Origin of the sequence: Methylobacterium gnaphalii, from assembly GCF_007992215.1 — a bacterium.
GTDB lineage: Bacteria > Pseudomonadota > Alphaproteobacteria > Rhizobiales > Beijerinckiaceae > Methylobacterium > Methylobacterium gnaphalii.
The window spans coordinates 33,557-55,190 of sequence record NZ_BJZV01000007.1 but is presented as its reverse complement, the minus strand read 5'-3'; the positions used below and the strand labels follow the sequence as shown (position 1 = coordinate 55,190).

The following is a 21,634-nucleotide window of genomic DNA, read 5'->3' as shown; positions in this document are numbered from 1 at the left end:
TAGTCTCAGGGCCCCTCGCGGGCCCTTTTCTTTTGGAGCCCGCGATCGATGGCGATCGACTACAATTCCACTGCGCAGCTGCTCGGCGCCTTCGGCGTCCTCGACCGCGCCAAGCCCGTCCTCCTCAACCTGTTCTTCCCGATGGAGCAGACCTTCGACACCGAGGAGGTCTACTTCGATCGCGTGCAGCGTGCGCGCAAGCTCGCCCCCTTCGTCGTCCCGACGATCGAGGGCAAGCCGCAGCGTTCGCGCGGCTACACCACGATGGGCTTCCGCCCGCCGTACGTGAAGCCGATGCACATGATCGAGCCGCAGAAGATGCTGAAGCGTCGGGTCGGCGAGCAGCTCCTCGGCAACATGACCCCGCAGCAGCGCTTCGACCTGTCGCTGTTCGACAACATGCTGATCGAGGACGATCAGATCACTCGGACCGAAGAGTGGATGGCCGCGCAGCTTCTGCTGACCGGTTCCATGACCTGCCAGGGCGAAGACCACCCGCCGGTGCTCGTCGACCTGAACCGCAACGCCTCGCACACCGTCGCGCTCACCGGCGCCCTGCGCTGGAACCAGACGGGCGTCGACCCCTATGCCAACCTGCGCGGTTGGGCCAAGACGGTGCAGCGCAACTCCGGCTTCCATCCGGGCGTGGTCGTGTTCGACCCCTTCGCCGCCGATTACTTCCTCAACAGCCCGGGCGTGACGCGGGTGATGAACACCTACCGTCAGACCTCCGGCAACGTCGATCTCGCCGGCAAGGTGACCGGTGGCGGCCTCGGCGAGGAGGTGAAGTATCTCGGCTCGATCGGCGAGTTCGACTGCTTCCAGTACCAGCAGCTCTACACCGACGACGCCGGCAACGTGCAGCAGTTCATGCCCGACAACTCGGTGATCATGGGCAATCCGGTCGGCTGCCAGGGCATCCGCACCTACGGCGCGATCATGGACGCCGATGCCGGCCTGACCCCGCTCGCTCGCTTCCCGAGCGTGTGGAAGGAGAAGAACCCGTCGGCATGGTTCTCCATGGTCCAGTCCGCGCCACTGCCACTGCTCGGCTGGGCCGACGCGACCTTCTCCGCCACCGTCGCCTGACGCGCGGTCTCTCGCAGCGGCGGCTCGATCGAGCCGCCGATCCTCCATCATCTGAACCCAACGAGGGGCCGACATGGCTACCAAGAAAATCGTCGCGTCGGTGACGCTGCACGTCCCGGCCAAGGGCCACAAGCCGTTCGAGTTCGACGCGTTCAGCAACCGCATCGCCGGCGACTACAAGGTCGAAGAGAAGGCGCCCGGTTCGATCATCGACATCGACGAAGACGAGGCTGACGCGCTCATCGCCGCCGGGAAGGCCGAGCTCTACGAGGAGCCGAAGGCCGCGGCCGAGCTCAAGACGCCGCCGGCGAAGTAAGTAGCCGCCGTGATCGACTTCAGCGCCCTGGTGCTCGGACCAACGGTCGGCGCATTTGGGCGTCCGGTCACGGTGACACCTCTCGCCTCGCAGCCCGCTCGCGAGCCGTTCGATGCTACCGGTGTCTGGACGAAGCGCGCTGTCGACATCGCGCTCGAGGGCGGTGAGAGTCTCAACACCTCGGTGATCATGTTCGGCATCCGTCTGTCGGACTGGAAATATCCGCCTGAGAAGCGCGCCGTCCTGCGCATCCCCGCCGCCGGATCGTATCCGGATGAGGGCTCGCTCTGGATCGATGACATTGACCTCGACGGCCAGGGCGGCGCCGTGCTGACCCTGAAGCGCGGAAAACCGCAGCAATGAGCTCGCCTTCGACCCTGATCCGCGAGGCCATCGTCGAGCGGCTCTCAGGTCTCTCCTGGCTTCCCGTAGCCTCGGTCCGCCGACAGCCGCGGCCGCAGCTGCAGGAGAGCGATCTCCCGGCCCTTCTGGTGATCCTGATCGACGAGACAGAAACGCCGGAGGACGACGACAATGTCGGCGAGCCCCGCTTCCTGTCGAACATAACGGTCGGCATCTCGCTCGTGACGGGTGAAGAGATGCCGGACGTTCTCGACGCGGACCTCGACGATCTCGTCGACCGAATCCGCTCGACGCTCCTATGCGATCCGACCTTCGTGCGCGGCGTCGACCTGTCGAAGGCTCCAGACGATCCGGAGCGCTATCCACTGTTCGAGGCAGTGACCCGGATTCGCCGCGGCCGTCTGTTCCCGCAGGATGGCGCGACGTACTTCGCCGAAGGGCGCCTCGAGATCTCCTTCCGGTCGCGGACGGCATACAAACCGGTCCTCGACGACGAGCTTGAACTCGTCACCTTCAGCGGAAGGCCGGCTGGCTCCTCCGCGCAGGCCCTCGCCATCCGAGGGCGCATCGAATTTTCTGACGACTAGCGGCCTCGCCGCCCCATCCGGAGACAGCCATGGCCGCCCAAGCCACGGTCGCCCTTGAGGCGACCGAGGAGCGCTTCCTTGCGCTCAAGCACTTCCCCTCGGGCCTCGGTTTCGAGGCCGACGGCACCGCCCGCTGGCCCGCCGACCAGTTCACGTTCCGCCTACGCGACGAAGGCAGCATCCGCCTCCTGGAGGAACTGCACGACGCCGGCGCTCCGGTCGAGCCGGTCAAGGCATCGAAGCCGGCCGGAGCCGCCTCCCCCGCCACCGCCGTGAAGGAGTGAGGCTGCGATGGGCATCACCAGCATCCCGGACAATTACAAGATCCCGGGCCCCAACGTTCAGATCGATCCGTCGCAAGCGGGCAGTCCGACCAACCTGAAGTGGATTCTGCTCGTCGGACATCCGACGTCGGCCGGTACCGCAACCCCGAACGTCGCCGTCGCGAACGGCACGAACGCTGACGCCGATGTCCAGTTCGGGGCAGGCTCGATGCTCGCGCGCATGTTCAAGGCGCTTTTCCTGGGCGTCACGAGTGTGCCGGTCTACTGCCTGCCCGTGCCGGAGCCGTCCAGCGGCGTCGCGGCCACGGGCGCAATCACAGTTACGGCTGCGCCGAGCGTCGCCGGGACGCTTCCGCTCTACATCGCCGGCCAGCTCGTCCCGGTCGGGATCGTGTCGGCCGACACCACCGCGACGATCGCGACGAAGATAGCTGCCGCGATCACGGCGGCCACAGACCTGCCGGTGACCGCCGCCGTCGATGGAAGCAACACTGCCAAGGTCAATCTGACCTGCAAGTGGAAGGGGCTCTCGGGCAACGACATCCGGGTCCAGGACAGCTACCGCGGCCGGTACGGCGGCGAGGTGTTGCCGGCCGGACTGGCCCTCACCTACCCGAGCGGCAACGTCCTTGCTGGCGGCACTGGCACGCCGGATTTCACCTCGGCGATCGCTGCGCTGGGCGACGCGGCCTACAAGTTCGTCGGGCTGCCGTTCAACGACTCCGGATCCTATGCGGTCTGGGACCAGGAATACGGCTTCACCGACAGCGGACGCTGGGGGCCCTATCGCCAGAGCTACGGCCAGATCTTCTCGGCCAAGCGCGGCAGCTACTCCGACGTGTCGCTGTGGGGGCCGACGAACAACTCCGCACTGATCTCGCCGCTGGCCTTCGAGCTGCAGAGCCCTTCCCCCATCTGGGAATGGTGTGCCGCCTACACCGCGCAGGCCGCCTTCTCGATCAATGCCGATCCTGCCCGGCCGCTGCAGACGCTGCCGCTCGTTGGCGTCCTGCCGGCTCCGAAGGAGGTCCGGTGGAACAAGAGCCAGCTCAACGCGCTTGCGCAGCTTGGCCTCGCCATCCAGGGGACTGATCTCTACGGCGGCACCACCAACGTCCCGGTGATCCTGCGCGAACAGACGGCCTACCAGAAGAATGCTTACGGCCAGGCGGACAACGCCTTCGAACTGGTCACCACGCTGGCCACGCTCGACGAGCGATATACCCGCATGCGCCAGGCGATCACGAACAAGTATCCGCGACACAAGCTGGTGAACGACGGCACGCGCCTCGGCGCCGGCCAGTTGGCGGTTTCGCCGCTGACCATCAAAGCCGAACTTGTCGTGGAATACCGCGACATGGAGTCGGACGGCCTGGTAGAGAACGCGGACAGCTATATCGCCAACCTGGTGGTGAAGCGCGGTACCGAGCCGAATACGCTTGAGATCGTCGATCCGCCGGACCTGGTGAACCAGCTGCGCCGTCTGAACATCCTCGCGCAGTTCCGGCTGCAGTTTCCGCTGACCACGGCGTAGCCGGCCCGCTCACCAATCCCATCCATCCCGACGCCCGCCTCTGAGGCGGGCTTTTTCTTGGAGGTCCGGCCATGGGCCAGAGGTTCGCCGGCGTCGCCTACGTGAAGGTGAACGGCAAGCAATACGACCTGCGCGGGTCGTTCGTCGTTTCGCCATCCGACACCAAGCGCGAAGGCGTTGCTGGTCAGGACGGCGTTCACGGGTTCATCGAGACGCCACGTGTCCCCTTCATCAAGGGCGACCTCTCGACCACCGCTGGCCTGACGGTCGCCGAGCTCGACGCAATGGTCGACGAAACCGTGACCGCCGAGCTCGCCAACGGCAAGAATTACGTGCTGCGCGGCGCGTGGACGGTGTCCGCTCACGAGATCAGCACCGGTGACGGCAAGGTCGCCGTCGAATGGCAGGGTCTCTCCTGCGACGAGATCTGACCATGGCAGACGCGAACGACGTTCCCCATCGTGATCCGCGCGATATCGACTGGCCGCTGCAGTTCAAGCTGTCGAAGGTCGTCGAGGCTCACGGCGAGCAGACGCAGGTCCTTGTCCTTCGGGAGCCGACCGGCGACGAGGTGCTCGAGCATGATCTACTCGAGGGCCTCGACCAGCGGCAGTTCTTTCCCTTGGTAGTGAAGCTCGCCGGCGTGCCGATGTCGACGCTGAAGAAGCTTCCCGCGCGCGACCTGCTTGCGCTGGGCACGGTGCTCAGCCGTTTTTTCGTCATGGCGGCCCAGCCGCCCATGCCGTCGACGACGCCCTGAGGCTGCACCTCGTCCTGAAATCTCAGGCGTTCTCGAAGCCTGCCGGATCGATGCCGCCGGCGACCGTCCGATATCTATTGAGCCGCACGCTGGCCGTGATGCCGCGGCCGCCGGCGAACGAGGCCGAGGATGTCTGACGATACCCTGCGCATCGTCGCCAAAGTCGAGGACCAGTACACCGGTCCGCTCGGCAAGCTGAAAGGCGAGCTGAAGGGGGTCAGCGACGCGACCGGCAAGCATGCCGATACCTGGAGGAAAGACTGGAAAGCCGCCCGGGAAGAGGTGGACAAGTTCCGCGGTGTCCTAAGCGGGTTCGATCCGATCCTGAGCAAGATCGGGGTTGGCGGTTTCGCCGCTGCGCTCTCGGTCGGCGGGATGGTGACCGCGATCGCTAAATTCTCAAGCTCGACGCAGCAGCTCTCGATGCTGTCGCGCGAGACGGGCGTGACGATCGACAAGCTGCGGGCTTTCGGCTCGCTTGGGGAACGCTTCGGCGTATCTGCCGATGCGATGAAGGGCTCCGTCTCGTCGTTCGCCACGACGATGTTCGACCTCCGCCGCCGATGGGGCGAGGCGTATAGCTCCCTGCAGGGTATGAACCTCGGCAAACTCGCCGAGGACTTAATCAGCGCGCCGAACATGGACGCCGCTCTGAAGAAGGCCGTCGACGGCATCCAGGCCATTCCGGAGCCGGAGGTGCGCCGGCGCGTCTCGCGCATGCTGTTCGGGACCGACGATGTCGCCCGGATCGGTGGTGCGCTCGGTGGCAAGTTCAGCGAGGCGCTGACTGAGGTCCAGAAGCAGATCGGCAACCTCAACAAGGATACCGAGGAATCGGCGAAACGCTTTGAGCAGAGCGTTGGCCGTATGAGCGCGGCCGCCGATCGGCTCAAGAACCAGGTCCTCGGTCCGGCGCTGGGCGGCGCGGCAACCCTCATGGAGGGCATGGCTGATTCCATCGAGACCGATCCGAGCGATCCCAAGTCGCGACTCCGGTACCTGAAGAAGCATCGCCAGGAGCTCGACGGACGCATCAAGGGCCTGCCCGAGGGCAGCTTCCAGCGCCGGTACTTCGAGAACAATCGCGCCGGCGACGACGACGAAATCAAGAAGCTCGAGGAGGCGATTGCCCGCGGTGCGGAGCGTGGCGTCGATCGCGCCATGGAGAAGCGCCGGCAGGAAGGCGCTACGGTCCAGCAGCAGAGCTTCTCTGGTGGTTCCGGCACCACCGGGTTCGCTTCCGCCAGCCTGATCCAGAAGGCCGCGTGGAGCGGTTCGGGCGCCTTGTCAGGCGCGACCGGACCCTTGGGCAGCCGATTGGGGTCCGGCGGCGGGTCCGGCTCCAGCGGATCCGGGGCAAGAATGGCGCCGGATGCGCCCGATGTCGGCGGCGGGATGCACGGGGGCGGTTTCGGTTCCTCGAACCAAGGCGATGGCAACGGAGAAGTCGCGACGCCGCGTGGATCCGGCCGAGGCAATGCGAAGGCCGCTCGCACCGGCGAGATGATGGCTTACGCGATGGACCAGCTCCGCCGCGAAGGTGTCCCGGAAGCGAACCTGCGCCAGGCGGCGGCCCATCTCGTCGGTCAGGCCACGATGGAATCGGGTCTCGATCCGAATAAGTCGCATGATCACGGCACCGGCTACGGCATCTATGGCGCGCGTGATCCTAGCCCAGGGCGCGGCCGCCGAACGAACATGCTAAATTGGCTGAAGGCCAACGGCTATGCGCACAACTCGGCCGAAGGTCAGATGCGCTACATGGCGCATGAGGCCATGTCAGGTCGGTATCGGCAGACGCGCCGCATCCTCATGGGCGGCGGCTCTGGCAACGCGGTTGCCGACACCAACGCCATCACGAGGGAGTTCGAGTCCCCCGCAATCGTGAACCACCGCGCAGGCGCGGTGCAGAACGCCATGCGGGTCGGTCCGACGCAGCAGGGCCCGGTAGCCACCGGCGACGATGGCGGTGTCTTCCCCAACGGAGCGCCGCGCGTTCTCAAACCCAAATCAATGGCCGGCGACAAGAACGTCCCGGGCCACGTGATGGGGGATAGTTTCGAACAGACAAAGCCGTGGTCGAAGGCTGGCGACGCGCTTATGGACCGGGTCTACGGTCGAGGTGGCTCGGCCTCAGGACCCGCTGGCGGAAGCGGCGGAGGCGGCAACGGCTACCTTCACATCAAGGTGGATGGGCCAGCCGGGACCAAGGTCAAACACGATATGGCCGGGCTCTTCCGCGAGACCTCCGTCTCACATGGCCGATCACAGATGGATATGGGCCGAGCCTGAGGTTGGCATATCTCACTCGAATGGCTTGATCTCGTCTCCACCGTTTAAGCGACGAAGCCGATTCAGTTCGCCGAGTTCTGTTGGCGAAAGCTGACGGAACATGCCTGTATTGTAGTAGCGGGTGTATTTCCGCTTGCAGTAAGCATTTGCACCGAGAGCCTGTAGATCCTGCTCATGGCTACGGTCGGCGGCTGATATATATCCAGCTTCCATCGCGTTCGGATTGAACACATCGAACGGGACGCCCTCGGATCCAAGATATCGCCTGAAGACATCCCAGTCGGTTTTCAGAGCGAAGCAATGCGTAGCGGTAAATCGGAGATCGCTCGCTAGATCCAGCTTATCGAACGGCACGCTCTGAGCGCTCGCAGGAGCGGTGAAAAGCAAAACGAACAGGACTGCGTATCGCATGTCGCGATCCTAGCGTGCCGCCCAAGCATGTCGAGATGAGACCGCAATCGAGGCCTTATGTCCTGGCGCGACGAGCTCCGACCGCCGTCCTTCCGGGGCGTGCCCTTCAGGATCGAGGCGAACACCCGCTTCGGCGGCCGCCGCGGCTTCACGTACGAGTTTGCCAAGTCTGAGCGGTCGCTCGACGAGGACCTGGGCCGGCGCGTCACTCGCGTCGTCGTCTCGGCCTACGTCATCGGCGACGACTACACCGATCAGGCGGAAGCGCTCGAAGATGCGTTGAACCGCGAGGGCGGCGGCACACTCATCCTGCCGACGCTCGGCAGCATGTTCATGCGCCCTGACGCTCCGTTTTCGCGCATTGAGACCCGTGAGCAGGGCGGTATCGCTCGCTTCGAAATCAGCTTCGTCGACGCCGGCGGCTCGACGTCTCAGCTGTTCACCGAAAATACCCAGGCCGCCGCAAACACAGCCGCGTCGACCCTCTCGGACGACACGGATCTCTCGGCTGGCAACGACACCGACTGGCTCTGATCGCATGACCTACTCGCAGCGCCGCCGCGCCGCCGCTGCCCTGCAGTCCGTCCTCGAGGCGCTGATCGCCTCCGGAGGCGATGGCGCAGGGCAAGCGGGCGCAGACCTTCGACGGCTCTGCGGTGCGCTCTCTGGGTCGGCCGGCGACCAGGTCCAAGCCGGAACCTTCGGGCCGCCACTTCGAGCGTGTTTCGAGGCTGCCACGGCCGCGGGTGCCACCCTCTCGGGTATGGATCGGGTTCGCGCGGTCGCACAGTCGGTGACGGACTCTGACCTTCCGGTTCAGCGTGTCGCCCAGACGGCGGCGAGATACGCACTCGCTCAGATGGCGCGCATCCTGGCGGCGACCACCTTCACCAGCCGCCAGGACATCGACGACGCCCTGGCGCGCGTGAACGTTGCCTTCCAACTGGCGGAAGACTTCGCGGCCGGTCGCTTCGACCAGCGCGTCTGGCGGTCTCTGACGGCGCTCCACGCCGCCGTCGTTCGTGATCTGACGCGCCGGGCGCGTCCGTTGCCTCGAATGGTGACCTACGCATTCGGCGCGCGGCTGCCGCTTCTCGCGTTGGCGAACCGCCTCTACGGCGATGCCGGCCGGTCCAGCGAGCTGCTCGCCGAGAACCGCGGGGTTGTCCATCCGCTCTTCATGCCCGCCGATGGGCGCGCACTGTCGAACTGACCCATGCCGAGCGCCGATCTGATCTGCGAGGTCCGCACCGAGGGCGGCACCTATAGCGACTGGCTGACCGTAGAGGTCAGCCAGTCCTGGGATGCCGAGTGGATGCGCAATTTCCGGCTGACCTGCGCCGAGCCGAGCGACAAGCTCCTCCAGCGGCTCCTGCCCGGCTCGCGCGTCGATATCGCGATGGCCGGCCAGGTCGTCATCCAAGAGGGCTACATCAAGACGCGGCAGGCGGCCTTCGACTCAAACCGGCACGCCGTGCAGATCGTCGGCTATTCCAAGGCCGGCCGGACGGTCTATGGCTCGGCCGAGGCGGGCACTGGTCAGTTCCGCGGATACAAGATCGATGCGATCGCCAACCGCCTGCTGAAGCAACACGGGTTGAATTTCCGCGTCGAGAACGGTCCGAGCGGCTGGGACACGCCGTTCCCGAACGTTGTCATCCGCTACGGCGAGACACCCTTCGACGCGATCTCGCGCCTATGCCGGCAGCGAGGGCTGTGGCTCCGCGCTGACAAGGCCGGCAATTACGTCGCCGGCGTCAGCGACGGCGGCGACGGAGCGATGTTCCAGGAAGGGGTCAACATTCTTTCCGCGAACTGCTCGATCGAGGATCCGTCTGTCGACAACGTCATCATGAATGCGCAGCAGTCCGGCTCGGACAGTTTGTTTGGGCGCAAGGCCTCCGAGATCTCGGCCAAGTCGCAACTCTCGGGTGGCTCCGGTCTAGGGCTTAGCCGTAAAGTCCTTGCCGAGATGCCGCTCGGTCAGAAAGAGCTGCAGCTGCGCACCAATATGGAGTCGGCTGCGCTCGAGGCGGATAGGGTCCGTGTGACGCTGTCCTATCAGGGATGGCTGAAGCCCAGCGGCTCGCTCTGGGACCTGGGCGACTGGGCGACTGTGCGTTCGCCGATGCTGTTCCCGCTTGCCAATCCTCAGATGCGGCTGAAGCTCTGGGGCTACACCTACGCGCAGTCGCCCGAAGGTCAGACAACCACCGCGATCGAGCTGGTGAATGCCGGCGCCTTCCAGCTCAAGAACCCCGATGGGCAACAGTCCGACGGGTTTCTCAATCCATCCGCCAGCGATGCGCAACCCGAGGCCTATACATGAGCACGTTGCGCTCTGGCGGCGACGACGCGGCACGCCGTTCCTACCTCGGCATCTCTCGCGCCACGTTGGTCTCGGCCGACGACAAGCCGAAGATGCAGGAGGTCACGATCCGTGGCCGCTTCGGCGAGCAATTCACCAACGTGGAGCACTGGCATCCCTACGGCTTTTCGAGCGTCCCGCTGAAGCCTGACGACCAGGAGCAGAACCAGGCTGAGGTCCTCATCGCCTATCTCGGCGGCAGCCCGGATCATCCGATAGCGATCGGTGTCGCCGACAGGCGCCATCGGCCGAAGGACCTGAAGCCCGGCGACGTCGCTCACCACGATCACCGCGGTCAGAAGACCGTGATGCACGAGAAGGGCGTGACGCACACGTCACCGATGACGATCACCCACAACACGGTCGACAAGGACGGCAACGTCACCTCGAGCGTCGTGCAGGAGCCGTCGGGCAAGGTGACCGTCTCGAACAAGCACGGCGCGAGCTTCACGATGGATGGGGCCAACATCCATTCGAAACCCGGCGCCGGCGGCAAGCACATCATGGATGGCGACGTCGACGTGAAGGGCGCGGTCTCCGCGACCTCGGACATCACTTCCGCGACCAAGCTGGCCGGATCCAGCGTGTTCTCGGGCGGCTCGGCGGTGAAGACGGCCTGAGGATTCGATGACGGACATTCGCGTCGCTCCTAAAGGCTCCTCGCCAGGTCGGCCGTTCGAGGCCGTGACGCTGGATCTCCTGCTGACGCCCGTCGGCCAGCTCGACACATCCGACGAGCTCGCTACGGCGGTAACCATCGCCCTGATGACCGACGCCCTCGCCGGCGCTGACGACGCGCTGCCGGATACTCGGGACACTGATCGCCGCGGCTGGTGGGGCGACTTGGACGCCGCCGAGATCTGGGACGGCTGGCCGATCGGCTCGAAGCTCTGGCTTCTCGGGCGGACCAGCATCACCGGTGCAGCCGCCCGCAAGGGCGCGACCACCGTTCAGATCGAGGACTACATCCGCGGAGCGCTCCAGCCATTCCTGGATCGGAAGATCGCCAGCCGCCTCGATGTCACCGTGGTGCGCATGGGCATCGAGACGATCAGCGCGCAGATCGTGCTGTTCCGAGGCGACGAGAAGCTCCTGGACCTGCGCTTTGCCGATCTCTGGCAGGGCGTCGCTGTATCAGCTCCGATAGGCTGAGGCCCACCACACATGCCGTTTCAGCTGCCGGACCTTCCCGCCGTCCGGCGGATGAACCGTGACAACCTGGCTGCCTACCTCGAGGGCGCCGACGCCACTGTCCCGAACAGTGCCCTGCGCGTGCTATCGGATCAAAACGCCGGCGGCGCATATCTCAACATCCTCTATCTCGCCTGGCTGGCCCGCAACTTCCTGCCCGATCAGGCCGAGAGGGAGTGGCTCGATCGCTGGGCGAACATCCTGTTCGGCGGCCGCAAGGCTGCGACCTACGCGAGCGGCGCCATCTCGATCACCGGGACGCCCGGCGTTCTGCTGCCGGCCGGTTCGATCTTCGCAACCTCGGACGGCGTGCAGTATCAGACCACCACAGACACCTTCGTGGGCAATGGCGCGAGCTCCGTGAATGTCGGCTGCCTGAGTGCCGGGGCTGTCGGAAACCGCGATCAGGGGGCGCTGCTCTCGCTGACGGCAGCGATCGCCGGCATCGATGCTCAGGCGGCTGTCACGCTCATCGATGGCGGAGCGGATGCCGAGAGCGACGATGACCTGCGGGTTCGCGTGCTCCTGCGCATACGCAGGACTCCGATGGGCGGTGACGCCGACGATTACGTGCAATGGGTTTTGGCCGTTCCCGGCGTTACCCGCGCATGGGTCGCGCCGCTCGAAATGGGAATCGGTACCGTTACAGTTCGGTTTATGTGCGATCAGCTGCGGGCGAACTCAGGCGGCTTTCCCAACGCCGACGACATCCTGGCGGTCCGGACCCAGCTGGACACGGTGCGACCAGTCGCGGTGAAGGACTTCTTCGTAGAGCCGCCTCTCGCGCAGCCCCTTGCGATGACGATCCGCAATCTTAGCCGCGACACGCCATCGACGCGCGTCGCGATCGAAGCGGCTGTGCGTGCTGCGCTGGCCGATCGGGCCGCTCCAGGCCAAACGATCTATCGGAGCTGGATCGACGAGGCCATCAGCGGCGCCCTCGGAGAGGATCATCACGATCTCGACTTCGACAATGCTGTCATGCCGACTGCCGGTCACATGGCAGTGCTGGCCAACATTCTCTACGCCTGATGGCCGAGCCTGATCGCCACGTTCGCCGCGATGGCGACGACTATGCCGAGGCCTTTGCATCCCTGCTTCCCGTCGGGGCGGCATGGCCTCGTGACCCTGGCAGCGACTTGATGCGCCTTCTGCGCGGCCAGGCGGAAATCTGGGGCTCGACGGTTGACGCTCGAGCGGCCGATCTCCTCGAGCGCGAGGCCGATCCGCGCTCGACGCTTGAGCTTCTGTCGGAATGGGAAAGGGCATTCGGCCTTCCGGAGCCCTGTGTCGATGAAGAGCTGACGATCGAGGAGCGACGCCTGCTCCTCGTCGAGAAGATCACCGCGGAAGGTGGCCAGTCCCGCGCCTTCTTCTACGCGGTGGCGATGCGGCTCGGTTACGTCATCCGCATCGTCGAGTACTCGCCCTTCATGTGCGGTGTCAGCCGGATCGGAGACACCCGCCAGACCGGCACCAACGGCGAGCAGTATCGCTGGGAAATTGGACCGCCTGAGATCCGCTTCTACTGGAAGATCCGCGTCTACGGTCAACGCGTCAGTTGGTTCCGGACCGGATCCGGTCAGTGCGGCATCGATCCGATGGTGAGGTTCAGCCTCGCCACTGATCTTGAGTGTCTCTTCCGGCGCTACAAGCCCGCGCAGACCGAGATCGTTTTCGATTACGAGAACGTCACTCCTCGCTACGAGGAGTACATCTTCTTCCGCTGCGGTGAGGATCACTGCGGCACAGACCGGTTGATGACGATCATCGAGCACGGTGGCGATCCGCTGCCGGCCGAAAGCGTCCCTCTCTACTAGCCCTCCCACTCGCTGATCGCAGCCGGTCCGATGCCGCTTTCGCGGCGGATCGCGGCTGCGTGCCGGAGCGTAAGCCATTGCTTTACAATCAGCCGTACGACCAGACCAACCCGAACGCTCCCTACGTAGACGGCAACCCGTCGGCTGGAATTTCGGGATCCATCCCTCGCGCTGCCGCCATAGAATTCCCGCAGCGTGAGATCGTCGGCGCGATCACCCTGGCAGGATTGCAGCCGAGCAACGATGACCTGACGCAGCTGTGGCAGGCGATGCAAAAAGCAGCTGCGGCAGTGGCGCCGCAGCAGTCGCTCGTTCACGCTGGGACGGACACTGGGTCGGCTAACCAGATCGTCGTCGACGTCACTCCCAGCATCACGACGCTCGTCGACGGCACGATCATCGAGGTCGCGCCGGCGGCGACGAACACAGGCGCGGCAACGCTCAACGCGGATGGTATCGGCGTACGACCTATCGTCCGAGCCGATGGATCGGCGCTTCAGCCGGGCGACCTTCAGGTAGGCTCGAAACGCCTGTTTGCGTGGGACGCGGCGAGCGGCAAGTACCAGATCATCGGGCTCTATTCGTCCTACTCGCCCCCTCGCAACCTTCAGTCATTCGCTGTTTCAGGATCCTACACCTTCACGGTACCGCTCGGCGTCTATTGGATCTTCTGCGAGTGCGTCGGGGCAGGCGGTGGCGGTGGCGGCGGCGCGGGGAGCGCGACGTGGGCGTCTGGCGGCGGAGGCTCCGGCGGCTACGCGGCAGGCTGGGTCTCAGTCACGCCAGGCCAAGTCATTAACCTGATCGTCGGGGCAAAAGGCGCTGGCGGCTCCAACGGTAATGCCGAACAGGCCGGGACAGGCGGAACGACTTCGATCGGCTCGTTCATGCAGGCGACGGGCGGATCGGGCGGCACTGGCGGCAACTTGGGCGCACCTGGTGGAACGCCGGGCGTCGGATCCGGCGGCCAGCGCAATCTCTATGGGTCGAACGGCGGCGACGGTAACCCGTATCGCAGCGACTCACAGGGCGGCCAGGGCGCTGCCTCAGCCTTCGGCGGCGGTGGCCGCACCGCGACAAAGAACACCGGCGGCGTGCTCGACGGCGTCGCGCCCGGGTCGGGCGGTGGCGGCATTTGGTACACCGGTCCTGTGCAGCAGGGCGGTACCGGCGCCGACGGTGCAATTTACATTCAGTATTGATCGAGGCCGCTCAGATGCAGACTTTCGCGCATGTCGTGAACGGTGTCGTTCGCGAGATCATCACCCTGGACGATACCCTTACTCCTGGAGTCGACGTCTACACGCCCTCGTTTGCTCAGGAACTCGTGGTCTGCTCCAACACGGTCAAGGAGAGCGACCTCTACGTGAGCGGCTCGTTCTCGAAGCCTCAGCCTCCACCGGCGACCGTGCCGTCCATCGTGTCGAGCGCGCAGGCCAAGATCCAGCTGACCCTGACCCCCGGCAAAACGGACGGCAAGTCGCTCTTTGACGACGCGAAGGCACTCGTCGACCAGGCCGACGTACAGACGCAGATCTGGTTTTCCGACGCCCGAACTTGGATGCGGGACAACGTCTACGTGAACCAGATCGCCGCTGCGCTCGGATTATCGTCCAGCGTCGTCGACGAGCTTTTCACCTCGGCTGCCACGATCGGCATCTGATCTGCTGCCTTCTGGCCTCGCGAGATGGGTATGACGAACATCACGGCAATTCAGCCGCGCGAGATCCATTTCCGCACAGCGACCAATTCCGACTGGCTCGATGGCCTAGGCGTATGGCAGGCCGGGCAAGGCGGTATCGTCGCGGGCGCAGCGAACGCCGGAAACGGCTCGCTGATCATCGATGCTGTAGCCCCGCAGGCGGTGACGGGCCATTACATCCTTTCGATCACGTCGATCGAGGGAGTCCCTCGCTATACGATCGAACATCCCAACGGCGTCCTGACGCCGGGCGTCGTAGGGCTGCCTCTCAACGCGGGCGGCATCGGCCTGACGTTGACATCAGCAAGCGGTGTTGGCGCGAAGCCATTCGAGATCGGCGACACTTTCGCGATCGCGATCCTGCCTGCTCCGATTGACATCACTGGCATCGCTTTCACGCTGCAGGCACGCCTCACACGCACCACCGCGAACGTGGCTCTGGCCGCGACTTCGTCGCCCACGGATGGCAGTATGCCGACGATCGCCGTCGGAACGACGGGCGGCCAAGTCGCCATGGTGGTGCCCAAGACCCTGATGGCGCGCGATCGTCTGCCGCCAAACACTTACGTCTACGACATCCTCGCCACTGCCGAGGGCCGCACCGTGACGGCCTTCTACGGCACGATCGAGCACGTCGACGGCGTGGTTTTTCTTCCCTAGCCGGGCTCTCGAATGGCTGTTTTGCAGAACGCTGGTTCGGCCGGCACGCCGATCGTCCTGACAGGCCCGGCCGGCTTGCAGGGTGCAGCCAGTACAGTGCCAGGTCCTCCGGGACCGCCTAGCATGGTTCCGGGGCCTCCCGGACCCGCAGGTGGCGCGATGGTTGGACGGCATCCGGTCAACGATGTCGATTACGCGATCCAGACGACCGATGCCTACGTTGGCATCGTCGGCCTCACGCATCCCATCGCCATGACGCTTCCAGACGCGTCCCTCTACACGGTCGGCCAACCGCTCTACATCGCTGATGAAACAGGGCAGTGCTCAACGACGCTTCCGATTACGGTCAAACCTATGATCGGACAGACGATCGTCGGCAGCACAACCATCGATATGGTCGTGCCCGGACAAAAGCTGATTTTTCACGCAAACGGAACGAGCCGGTGGACGGTATCCTGATGTTCAAGCGTGCGCTTCTCGCGGCTCTCGTCGCGCTCGCCTGTTCAGCGCCGGTATGCGCGGATCAGCAGCTCGGGGCGCCGCGCATCGACAGCAGCAACAATGTTTACCTCCCGGGCGGTCCGCGCATCGGGCGCTTTCAAAACAACAAGTACAACGCCACGCCCGACATCCTGACGCTGCCGTCGAACGACAATGGGTCGAGCGGCGATGCGTCCGGACTCAGCGCGGTCCAGAAGCCGCAGGCCCCGAGCGACACGATCGGACGTCAGTTCTCCGACCTGTTCCGCTCAATCCGCCTCACGCCTGCTATGTTCGGCGCCAAGGCTGATGGGCGCGCATCCTACGCGGTCTATACGACCACAGCGGGCTCTCCGACCGTTACGATGTCGTATGCCGATTTCTCGGCCGCGGACGTCGGTAAGCTGATCGAGCTGCCCTTCGCCGGCGCGAATGCGCAGAACTTCATCACCACCATCTCGGCCGTGTCCGCCAACGGCAAGACACTGACCCTCGCGTCCGCGCCGGGCACCACGCTCTCGGCCATGAACCGTCGGATGTTTGTCTGCTCGGACGACTCTGGCCCCATGCAGGCCATGATGACGGCGTCTGCCGCGAAGAGCGCTGGCTGGTACATTCCGGCCGGCTTCTACTGCATCACGACCGCACTGAACTCGCGCGTAGGCCCCTACGATAACGTCACCCACGCCGCCCCCGGCTGGGAAGCTGACCGCCGCGCCTACATCAAGACCATGGCGCCAATCGATCATATGATCCGGTTCGGCGACAAGGATTCCGATTTCAGCCAGATCCTACGCCGCGCCGACATCGTTGGTGGCATGTGGGATGCGAACTTCCTGGCTGACACCGGCGTCCAGATTCCGTTCGCGCTCGAAGGACAGACTTCGCGGCTACAGGTCCGGAACGTCAAGCACATCGGTATCCAGCTTGGCGACCCGGCCGCACCGCAGCCGAGCGCCGGCCATGTCCTGATCAATGTCGATATTGACCGTGACGACACCAGCGTACCGATCGCGTCGATCACCAAGAGCACGACGCCCGTCGTCACGACGGCGCACCCCCATGGCTTCTCGACAGGGCGCGTCGTCTTCTTCCCGAGCTACATCGCGGGCATGACGCAGCTCGGGCTGCAGAGCTACGAAATCGACGTCACCGGCCCGACCACCTTCACGCTGCGCAACGTCGACACAACCAGCTTCGGCACATTCGTGTCGGGCGACGTCGCGCAGACAATGCACTCGAACCGCTTGGCGCGCAGGATTTCCAACATCAGCCAAGCGAACCCGGCCGTCGTGACTACCGTCGGAACACACAACCTCACGACCGGTGCTTACGTCCATATTGCTGACCAGCGCGGCGCATCGAACGCCAACGGCATCTTCCAGATCACGGTCCTATCGCCGACGACGTATTCGCTCACGGGTGTCGATACGACGGCAGCGGGCCAAGCCTACGTGTCCGGCGGCCTCGCGGTTGAGTATTTGGAAGTCACCGACCCCCGCAATCAGATCGGCGTCTACGACGCAAACCACACCGATGCCGAAACCATCGGTGGCGCGTGGCGAGGCGTTCGCATCGGACGTGCTGCGAGCCCGACCCTTGCGGGCTACGACGGCAAGCACGCCTTCACCCACCTCTACAACTTCGGCCAAGACGGCGAGCTCTGGGCCGCTTTCGATCTCGGCGGCGACAACCACATGAGCGGGATCCAGGTGGATCTGCCGTACCGCTATGGCCTCCGCTTCCGTGGTCCGCGCAACACCGTCGAGGGGCTTAAGCTCCAGTACAACGGCTTCGGCATCCTGCCCGCGCTTAACGACTACGCGTCAATGCTCTACCTCGACACCGGGAAAGGCCTCGTCACATCGGTTGCAGGCGTGGTCGGCCAGGCGAACATGCACAACTCGGGCGCCAAGGGTACGCCCGCGTTGCAATTGCACAGCGATATCTCCGGCAACTTCGCCGGCTTCACGGGCGACAGCAACTACTACTTCAATGTCATCAATCCGTACGGAACGACACGGCAGTCATATCTGCCCTGCCAGTTTGGCACCGTGACAGTCTCAGGCGGCGTTCCGACAGTTGTTGCCAGCTCTTACAACATCGCGAGCGTGACACGGAGTGGTGTTGGCGATTACACCGTCTACTCCAATTCCGCGAACTCGGATCAGCAGTCGATCGTGTCTGCGGATACGAGCGGAGGCGGCGCCTCCTACTCGGCCCACGAGTACACCGCCTCGCGGACGCCGACGTCGCGCCGCTACATCTTCAACTACAACAACATGGCGAACCCAGGCACGGAGAGCCGGCAGGATCCGACGAGCTTCGCGATCTCGGTTCCGGGACTCTGCGCCGCGCAATAGCGGTTATCAGCGAACCAAACTGCTATCAGTCGCGGTGACGGCGGTCCGCGCGTTCTATCCCATCGTCACGTCGGCCCACACGGTCGAGCTCGGTTTCACCGCGGGGCTGGCGATAAGGGCTGCAAGGCGAGACTGGGCCATCGCCGCCCACCTGTAGCGCACGTCCCCCTCTCAACCCGGAACAACCTGATGCTCCTGCAGCACCTCGTGCTGCGGGCCGCTCTCGCCTGCCTCGTGCTCGCGAGTGCGCCCGCGCATGCCGACATCGCCTCCTGGTACGGCCCCGGCTTTCAGGGGCACCGCACGGCCAACGGCGAGCGGTTCAACTCTGGCGGCCTAACGGCGGCGCATCGGACCTTTCCCTTCGGCACGCGGGTGCGGGTCACGAACCAGGCAAACGGCCGCTCGGTGGTCGTCCGAATCAACGATCGCGGTCCGTTCGTCGCCGGCCGGTCGATCGATCTAGCGCACGGAGCGGCGCACGCGATCGGCGTCTCCGGCACGAGCCACGTCCGCCTCGAGGTGGTCCGATGAGTCGCCTCGCCTATTACGCCGACTTCGTCACGATGCCGGTAATCGCGTTGCTGCTGCTCGCTGTCAGCGGTGGCTCGCTCGTCGGCGTCGCTGTCGGCGCACTTGCCTGGACGCTCGCCGAGTACGTGCTGCATCGCTGGGCCTTCCACGCCCTGCCCTTCTTCCGGCCGGCGCACGACGAGCACCACGCCAAGCCCTCCAGCCGCACCGGCGTGACGTCCTGGCACTCGCTGCTGATCTTCGGCGGCCTCGCCCTGGTGCTGCCGCCCGGGATCCTCGCCGGCTTCGTGCTCGGATATCTTGCCTACATCACCGCGCACCACGCCGTGCACCACTGGCGGGTTGGGCCCACGATCTCGGTTCAAGGTCTCACGCTCCCTCATCCGCTCTACGCGCTGAAGCTTCGGCACGTCGCGCATCACCGCGGCGTCGAGGCGAATTTCGGTGTCGTGACGACGGCCTGGGATCGGGTGTTCGGCACCTATCGGCCGATCCGGTCAAATCACACGCAAATCTCGCCCACGCGCTAAGCCGCTGCCAGGGCGCCGCTTTTTATATCGCGCGAAGTCCGCCGCGGTCCCGTAGTCAAATCCGTCACCCGACAATCCGGAGACTTCCATGGCCGCGAGCCTTGATCGCGCTGCCTTCTACAAGGCTGTGCGCAGCGCGCCATTCGGCAAGGGCCTTTCGTCCAAGCAGGTCGCCGGCATGGAGGCGATCCTCGACGCGGCGCCGTCGCTGCTCGGCACAACGTCGCTCGGCTACTCGCTGGCGACCACCTTCCACGAGACGGCGCGCACGATGCAGCCGATCGAGGAATACGGCCGCGGCAGGGGCAAGAAGTACGGGCCGACCGGCTTCTGGGGCCGTGGCTTCGTGCAGCTGACCTGGGACTACAATTATCGGAAAGCGACTCTGCGCCTGCGTGAGCTGAAGATCATCTCCGAGGCCGAGGACCTGGTGAAGACGCCCGCACTCGCGATGCGCCTCGATGTGGCGGCTGCGATCCTGTTCTACGGCATGATCGAGGGCTGGTTCACCGGCAAGAAGCTTGCGGATTACTTCAGCGGCGGCCGGTACGACGCCGTCGGCGCTCGGCACATCATCAACGGTACCGACGATGACGACCTGATCGCCGCGTACTGCGGCCACTTCGTCGACGCTCTGCGCGCGGCCGAGCACTCGGTCATTCCGACCGCCGCTGCGATGGCTGTCGCTGCTCAGCCTGCGCCGTCCGGGAGCATTCTCCGCACCGGAGCACAGGCGACCGGCGCTGCCACGAAGGGCGCGCTGAACTGGCTCTATTCCTCCGTCCACAACGCGCTGAAGGCCTGACGATGTTCGACCGCCCCCTCTTCCGAGCGCGCTTGCGCCTGCATCGTTGGGCCGAAGCCGTAAGGGGCTGGAAGGTCTACTTCCTCGCGCTGGTAATCGCGCTCCCTGACATGCTCGACGCGCTGGCGGGCGTCGACGTCACCACGCTCCTGCCGGCTTGGATGCCCGGCGCGAAGTGGGCTGCGCTGCTCGCCGTCGCTCGGGCCATGTCCCACGCTTACGCGCTCGGCCTCGGCCGCGCTCTGCCGCCCGGAGGCCCGCGCCCATGAACTGGCTCCTCGGTCTTTTCACCGGCGGGTGGAGCATCATCGCCAAGGGCATCCTCGGCGTCTTCGGCAACTCGATCCTGCAGCCGATCCTTCAGCATCTCGATGCGTCGACGGCCGCGAACAAGGATACGGCTATCGCCATGGTCCAGGCGGAGATCGCCGCGAACCAGGCGAAGGCCGCGATCGCGCCGGCCTTCAAGGGGCTTGTCTACGGGATCGGCATTCCGCCGGCGGTACATTTCGGAGCGACGTGCATCTCGCACACCTTCGCCCTGGGCTGGCCCGTCACGCCGCTGCCGGCTGAGTACGTGCCCGTCGAGAGCGTGATCCTGACCGCCTTCTTCGTCTCCTCGCCCCTCACCACACTAGCCCGCGCGGGCGCCGCCCGGCTGCTGAAGGCGTAATGCCGTCACGCTTTAGGCCCGTGAAAGTTTCGCGGGCCTTTTCGTTCTCGAGCGACCGGAAAACCGGCGCTCCTCGGCCTGGGGGCCATCATGATCAATCCAGCTGTCGCGCTCGTCGTCGAGTACGTGAAGAACGGCTCCGCCATGCTCACCGGCGGCGGCGCGGTGATCGCTGCATACGTCGCCTGGGGCGGCCCGCTGCCGGCGACGCAGACCTTCGTCGAAGGGAAGATCACCGCGGTGCAGAAGTCGATCGACGATTCGAATGCCTCAACGGCCAAGAGGATCGAGGGCCTTACGGCGACGACACTCGACCTGCAGCTCTCATCCGTCGTCCAGCAGAAAGCGCGCCTGCGCTACGAGAGCCGAGCTACCGCTAGCCTCATCGCCAAAGCCGACGTCGCCAGCCGGGCCACGCTCGATCGCCGTTCGGCCGAGATCAACGACGAACTTTCGGTACTCGACGCGGAGGCCACCTCGCTTCGCTCGCGCATCGAGAAACTGCGCCAACCCTGATCTGACGTCCGCCAACACCCTCGCGTCGCGAGCTGGAACCGGCCGTCGCCGTAAGTCCAGGTTCTCGCTCTGCCGACGCGATCCGCGCCCGCTGCCCCTCCCCGGGGTGGCGGGCGCTTTTTGCGTTTCAGGAGGCCGGATGATCCTCGTCGATCTGCCTTAGAAGATCATCGAGCTCGGCGATCGACCTGCGGTTGTCTGCCAGCGACTGTTGCGTGGTGTCTTTAAGCTCGCCGTTGTCGCGACGCTCACCGGTCCGCAGGATGCCTTGCTCCATCATTTCCACTGAGCGGGCCATGATCTGGCGCTGATCCTCGCACCAGCTCTTCAGGTTCTTGACGAGGTCGTTCATCGGA

The 21,634-nt window shown here is 65.1% G+C and carries 29 protein-coding genes; 27 read left to right on the top strand and 2 right to left on the bottom strand.

Going from position 1 to position 21,634, the window contains the following annotated elements:
• Nucleotides 1-48: 48 nt before the first annotated feature.
• The 9 genes from MGN01_RS08225 (at nucleotide 49) to MGN01_RS08185 (ending at nucleotide 7,225) form a co-directional block, all read left to right on the top strand.
• Entirely contained in the window at nucleotides 49-1,089 is a 1,041-nt protein-coding gene (locus MGN01_RS08225) for a major capsid protein (protein ID WP_147046118.1), read from the top strand.
• A gap of 73 nt (nucleotides 1,090-1,162) precedes the next feature.
• Entirely contained in the window at nucleotides 1,163-1,405 is a 243-nt protein-coding gene (locus tag MGN01_RS08220; protein WP_147046117.1) for a hypothetical protein, read from the top strand.
• A 9-nt stretch (nucleotides 1,406-1,414) separates the two neighbouring features.
• Nucleotides 1,415-1,768, top strand: a complete 354-nt coding sequence (locus tag MGN01_RS08215) for a head-tail joining protein (RefSeq protein ID WP_147046116.1) — start codon at nucleotides 1,415-1,417, stop codon at nucleotides 1,766-1,768.
• Entirely contained in the window at nucleotides 1,765-2,355 is a 591-nt protein-coding gene (locus tag MGN01_RS08210) for a hypothetical protein (protein WP_147046115.1), read from the top strand. The genes MGN01_RS08215 and MGN01_RS08210 overlap by 4 nt, the downstream gene beginning before the upstream one ends.
• A gap of 29 nt (nucleotides 2,356-2,384) precedes the next feature.
• Complete coding sequence (locus MGN01_RS08205) at nucleotides 2,385-2,639, top strand: hypothetical protein (RefSeq protein ID WP_147046114.1); 255 nt, start codon at nucleotides 2,385-2,387, stop codon at nucleotides 2,637-2,639.
• A gap of 7 nt (nucleotides 2,640-2,646) precedes the next feature.
• Nucleotides 2,647-4,173, top strand: coding sequence for a phage tail sheath C-terminal domain-containing protein (locus MGN01_RS08200; RefSeq protein WP_147046113.1), 1,527 nt, complete (start codon nucleotides 2,647-2,649; stop codon nucleotides 4,171-4,173).
• A gap of 71 nt (nucleotides 4,174-4,244) precedes the next feature.
• Nucleotides 4,245-4,604, top strand: a complete 360-nt coding sequence (locus MGN01_RS08195; RefSeq protein ID WP_147046112.1) for a phage tail tube protein — start codon at nucleotides 4,245-4,247, stop codon at nucleotides 4,602-4,604.
• Between the two features lie 2 nt (nucleotides 4,605-4,606).
• Nucleotides 4,607-4,933: a phage tail assembly protein gene (locus MGN01_RS08190; RefSeq protein WP_170245885.1), complete on the top strand. Its 327-nt coding sequence runs from the start codon at nucleotides 4,607-4,609 to the stop codon at nucleotides 4,931-4,933.
• A gap of 129 nt (nucleotides 4,934-5,062) precedes the next feature.
• Complete coding sequence (locus tag MGN01_RS08185) at nucleotides 5,063-7,225, top strand: phage tail tip lysozyme (RefSeq protein WP_147046110.1); 2,163 nt, start codon at nucleotides 5,063-5,065, stop codon at nucleotides 7,223-7,225.
• A gap of 12 nt (nucleotides 7,226-7,237) precedes the next feature.
• Here the strand turns inward: MGN01_RS08185 and MGN01_RS08180 are convergent, their stop codons facing one another.
• Nucleotides 7,238-7,636: a hypothetical protein gene (locus tag MGN01_RS08180; RefSeq protein ID WP_147046109.1), complete on the bottom strand. Its 399-nt coding sequence runs from the start codon at nucleotides 7,634-7,636 to the stop codon at nucleotides 7,238-7,240.
• 57 nt (nucleotides 7,637-7,693) lie between these two features.
• Between MGN01_RS08180 and MGN01_RS08175 the strand changes: the two genes are divergently transcribed.
• The 18 genes from MGN01_RS08175 to MGN01_RS08095 all read left to right on the top strand — a co-directional run bounded on the left by MGN01_RS08175 (nucleotide 7,694) and on the right by MGN01_RS08095 (nucleotide 21,278).
• Nucleotides 7,694-8,170, top strand: a complete 477-nt coding sequence (locus MGN01_RS08175; RefSeq protein WP_147046108.1) for a DNA circularization N-terminal domain-containing protein — start codon at nucleotides 7,694-7,696, stop codon at nucleotides 8,168-8,170.
• A gap of 4 nt (nucleotides 8,171-8,174) precedes the next feature.
• On the top strand, nucleotides 8,175-8,849 hold the full coding sequence (locus MGN01_RS08170; RefSeq protein WP_147046107.1) for a hypothetical protein: 675 nt from the start codon (nucleotides 8,175-8,177) through the stop codon (nucleotides 8,847-8,849).
• 3 nt (nucleotides 8,850-8,852) lie between these two features.
• Nucleotides 8,853-9,965, top strand: coding sequence for a phage baseplate assembly protein (locus tag MGN01_RS23465; protein WP_170245883.1), 1,113 nt, complete (start codon nucleotides 8,853-8,855; stop codon nucleotides 9,963-9,965).
• Nucleotides 9,962-10,624 carry a phage baseplate assembly protein domain-containing protein gene (locus MGN01_RS08165; protein ID WP_170245881.1) on the top strand — a complete coding sequence of 221 codons (663 nt, stop codon included), beginning with the start codon at nucleotides 9,962-9,964 and terminating at the stop codon, nucleotides 10,622-10,624. Before MGN01_RS23465 ends, MGN01_RS08165 begins: the two co-directional genes overlap by 4 nt.
• Before the next feature lie 7 nt (nucleotides 10,625-10,631).
• Entirely contained in the window at nucleotides 10,632-11,156 is a 525-nt protein-coding gene (locus MGN01_RS08160; protein WP_147046105.1) for a phage GP46 family protein, read from the top strand.
• Between the two features lie 12 nt (nucleotides 11,157-11,168).
• Nucleotides 11,169-12,227, top strand: a complete 1,059-nt coding sequence (locus MGN01_RS08155) for a baseplate J/gp47 family protein (protein ID WP_147046104.1) — start codon at nucleotides 11,169-11,171, stop codon at nucleotides 12,225-12,227.
• A complete protein-coding gene (locus tag MGN01_RS08150) occupies nucleotides 12,227-13,015 on the top strand; it encodes a YmfQ family protein (protein WP_147046103.1) in 789 nt (262 codons plus the stop codon). Before MGN01_RS08155 ends, MGN01_RS08150 begins: the two co-directional genes overlap by 1 nt.
• Nucleotides 13,016-13,074: 59 nt before the next feature.
• Nucleotides 13,075-14,217 carry a glycine-rich domain-containing protein gene (locus MGN01_RS08145; RefSeq protein WP_147046102.1) on the top strand — a complete coding sequence of 381 codons (1,143 nt, stop codon included), beginning with the start codon at nucleotides 13,075-13,077 and terminating at the stop codon, nucleotides 14,215-14,217.
• 14 nt (nucleotides 14,218-14,231) lie between these two features.
• Complete coding sequence (locus MGN01_RS08140; protein ID WP_147046101.1) at nucleotides 14,232-14,678, top strand: hypothetical protein; 447 nt, start codon at nucleotides 14,232-14,234, stop codon at nucleotides 14,676-14,678.
• A gap of 30 nt (nucleotides 14,679-14,708) precedes the next feature.
• Nucleotides 14,709-15,377 (top strand): hypothetical protein, encoded by a 669-nt coding sequence (locus tag MGN01_RS08135; RefSeq protein WP_147046100.1) that lies wholly within the window; start codon nucleotides 14,709-14,711, stop codon nucleotides 15,375-15,377.
• A 123-nt stretch (nucleotides 15,378-15,500) separates the two neighbouring features.
• On the top strand, nucleotides 15,501-15,836 hold the full coding sequence (locus MGN01_RS08130; RefSeq protein ID WP_147046099.1) for a hypothetical protein: 336 nt from the start codon (nucleotides 15,501-15,503) through the stop codon (nucleotides 15,834-15,836).
• Nucleotides 15,821-18,220, top strand: coding sequence for a ubiquitin-activating E1 FCCH domain-containing protein (locus MGN01_RS08125; RefSeq protein WP_147046098.1), 2,400 nt, complete (start codon nucleotides 15,821-15,823; stop codon nucleotides 18,218-18,220). The genes MGN01_RS08130 and MGN01_RS08125 overlap by 16 nt, the downstream gene beginning before the upstream one ends.
• A 189-nt stretch (nucleotides 18,221-18,409) precedes the next feature.
• Complete coding sequence (locus tag MGN01_RS08120; RefSeq protein ID WP_147046097.1) at nucleotides 18,410-18,754, top strand: septal ring lytic transglycosylase RlpA family protein; 345 nt, start codon at nucleotides 18,410-18,412, stop codon at nucleotides 18,752-18,754.
• Nucleotides 18,751-19,284, top strand: coding sequence for a sterol desaturase family protein (locus MGN01_RS08115; protein WP_147046096.1), 534 nt, complete (start codon nucleotides 18,751-18,753; stop codon nucleotides 19,282-19,284). Before MGN01_RS08120 ends, MGN01_RS08115 begins: the two co-directional genes overlap by 4 nt.
• A gap of 88 nt (nucleotides 19,285-19,372) precedes the next feature.
• Nucleotides 19,373-20,089 (top strand): lysozyme family protein, encoded by a 717-nt coding sequence (locus tag MGN01_RS08110; RefSeq protein WP_147046095.1) that lies wholly within the window; start codon nucleotides 19,373-19,375, stop codon nucleotides 20,087-20,089.
• 2 nt (nucleotides 20,090-20,091) lie between these two features.
• Nucleotides 20,092-20,358, top strand: a complete 267-nt coding sequence (locus MGN01_RS08105; RefSeq protein ID WP_147046094.1) for a hypothetical protein — start codon at nucleotides 20,092-20,094, stop codon at nucleotides 20,356-20,358.
• Nucleotides 20,355-20,762, top strand: a complete 408-nt coding sequence (locus tag MGN01_RS08100; RefSeq protein WP_147046093.1) for a hypothetical protein — start codon at nucleotides 20,355-20,357, stop codon at nucleotides 20,760-20,762. The genes MGN01_RS08105 and MGN01_RS08100 overlap by 4 nt, the downstream gene beginning before the upstream one ends.
• A 90-nt stretch (nucleotides 20,763-20,852) precedes the next feature.
• Nucleotides 20,853-21,278 (top strand): hypothetical protein, encoded by a 426-nt coding sequence (locus MGN01_RS08095; protein WP_147046092.1) that lies wholly within the window; start codon nucleotides 20,853-20,855, stop codon nucleotides 21,276-21,278.
• A gap of 127 nt (nucleotides 21,279-21,405) precedes the next feature.
• Here the strand turns inward: MGN01_RS08095 and MGN01_RS08090 are convergent, their stop codons facing one another.
• Nucleotides 21,406-21,630 carry a hypothetical protein gene (locus MGN01_RS08090; protein WP_147046091.1) on the bottom strand — a complete coding sequence of 75 codons (225 nt, stop codon included), beginning with the start codon at nucleotides 21,628-21,630 and terminating at the stop codon, nucleotides 21,406-21,408.
• Nucleotides 21,631-21,634: the final 4 nt, after the last annotated feature.

Coding starts and splice junctions, on each gene's coding strand:
- MGN01_RS08155 (WP_147046104.1), top strand. CDS start 11,169: ATGCCGTTTCAGCTGCCGGACCTTCCCGCCGTCCGGCGGATGAACCGT.
- MGN01_RS08110 (WP_147046095.1), top strand. CDS start 19,373: ATGGCCGCGAGCCTTGATCGCGCTGCCTTCTACAAGGCTGTGCGCAGC.
- MGN01_RS08210 (WP_147046115.1), top strand. CDS start 1,765: ATGAGCTCGCCTTCGACCCTGATCCGCGAGGCCATCGTCGAGCGGCTC.
- MGN01_RS08225 (WP_147046118.1), top strand. CDS start 49: ATGGCGATCGACTACAATTCCACTGCGCAGCTGCTCGGCGCCTTCGGC.
- MGN01_RS08160 (WP_147046105.1), top strand. CDS start 10,632: ATGACGGACATTCGCGTCGCTCCTAAAGGCTCCTCGCCAGGTCGGCCG.
- MGN01_RS08180 (WP_147046109.1), bottom strand. CDS start 7,636: ATGCGATACGCAGTCCTGTTCGTTTTGCTTTTCACCGCTCCTGCGAGC.
- MGN01_RS08175 (WP_147046108.1), top strand. CDS start 7,694: ATGTCCTGGCGCGACGAGCTCCGACCGCCGTCCTTCCGGGGCGTGCCC.
- MGN01_RS08135 (WP_147046100.1), top strand. CDS start 14,709: ATGACGAACATCACGGCAATTCAGCCGCGCGAGATCCATTTCCGCACA.
- MGN01_RS08220 (WP_147046117.1), top strand. CDS start 1,163: ATGGCTACCAAGAAAATCGTCGCGTCGGTGACGCTGCACGTCCCGGCC.
- MGN01_RS23465 (WP_170245883.1), top strand. CDS start 8,853: ATGCCGAGCGCCGATCTGATCTGCGAGGTCCGCACCGAGGGCGGCACC.
- MGN01_RS08185 (WP_147046110.1), top strand. CDS start 5,063: ATGTCTGACGATACCCTGCGCATCGTCGCCAAAGTCGAGGACCAGTAC.
- MGN01_RS08090 (WP_147046091.1), bottom strand. CDS start 21,630: ATGAACGACCTCGTCAAGAACCTGAAGAGCTGGTGCGAGGATCAGCGC.
- MGN01_RS08140 (WP_147046101.1), top strand. CDS start 14,232: ATGCAGACTTTCGCGCATGTCGTGAACGGTGTCGTTCGCGAGATCATC.
- MGN01_RS08120 (WP_147046097.1), top strand. CDS start 18,410: ATGCTCCTGCAGCACCTCGTGCTGCGGGCCGCTCTCGCCTGCCTCGTG.
- MGN01_RS08190 (WP_170245885.1), top strand. CDS start 4,607: ATGGCAGACGCGAACGACGTTCCCCATCGTGATCCGCGCGATATCGAC.
- MGN01_RS08200 (WP_147046113.1), top strand. CDS start 2,647: ATGGGCATCACCAGCATCCCGGACAATTACAAGATCCCGGGCCCCAAC.
- MGN01_RS08105 (WP_147046094.1), top strand. CDS start 20,092: ATGTTCGACCGCCCCCTCTTCCGAGCGCGCTTGCGCCTGCATCGTTGG.
- MGN01_RS08170 (WP_147046107.1), top strand. CDS start 8,175: ATGACCTACTCGCAGCGCCGCCGCGCCGCCGCTGCCCTGCAGTCCGTC.
- MGN01_RS08100 (WP_147046093.1), top strand. CDS start 20,355: ATGAACTGGCTCCTCGGTCTTTTCACCGGCGGGTGGAGCATCATCGCC.
- MGN01_RS08195 (WP_147046112.1), top strand. CDS start 4,245: ATGGGCCAGAGGTTCGCCGGCGTCGCCTACGTGAAGGTGAACGGCAAG.
- MGN01_RS08165 (WP_170245881.1), top strand. CDS start 9,962: ATGAGCACGTTGCGCTCTGGCGGCGACGACGCGGCACGCCGTTCCTAC.
- MGN01_RS08150 (WP_147046103.1), top strand. CDS start 12,227: ATGGCCGAGCCTGATCGCCACGTTCGCCGCGATGGCGACGACTATGCC.
- MGN01_RS08095 (WP_147046092.1), top strand. CDS start 20,853: ATGATCAATCCAGCTGTCGCGCTCGTCGTCGAGTACGTGAAGAACGGC.
- MGN01_RS08115 (WP_147046096.1), top strand. CDS start 18,751: ATGAGTCGCCTCGCCTATTACGCCGACTTCGTCACGATGCCGGTAATC.
- MGN01_RS08205 (WP_147046114.1), top strand. CDS start 2,385: ATGGCCGCCCAAGCCACGGTCGCCCTTGAGGCGACCGAGGAGCGCTTC.
- MGN01_RS08130 (WP_147046099.1), top strand. CDS start 15,501: ATGGTTCCGGGGCCTCCCGGACCCGCAGGTGGCGCGATGGTTGGACGG.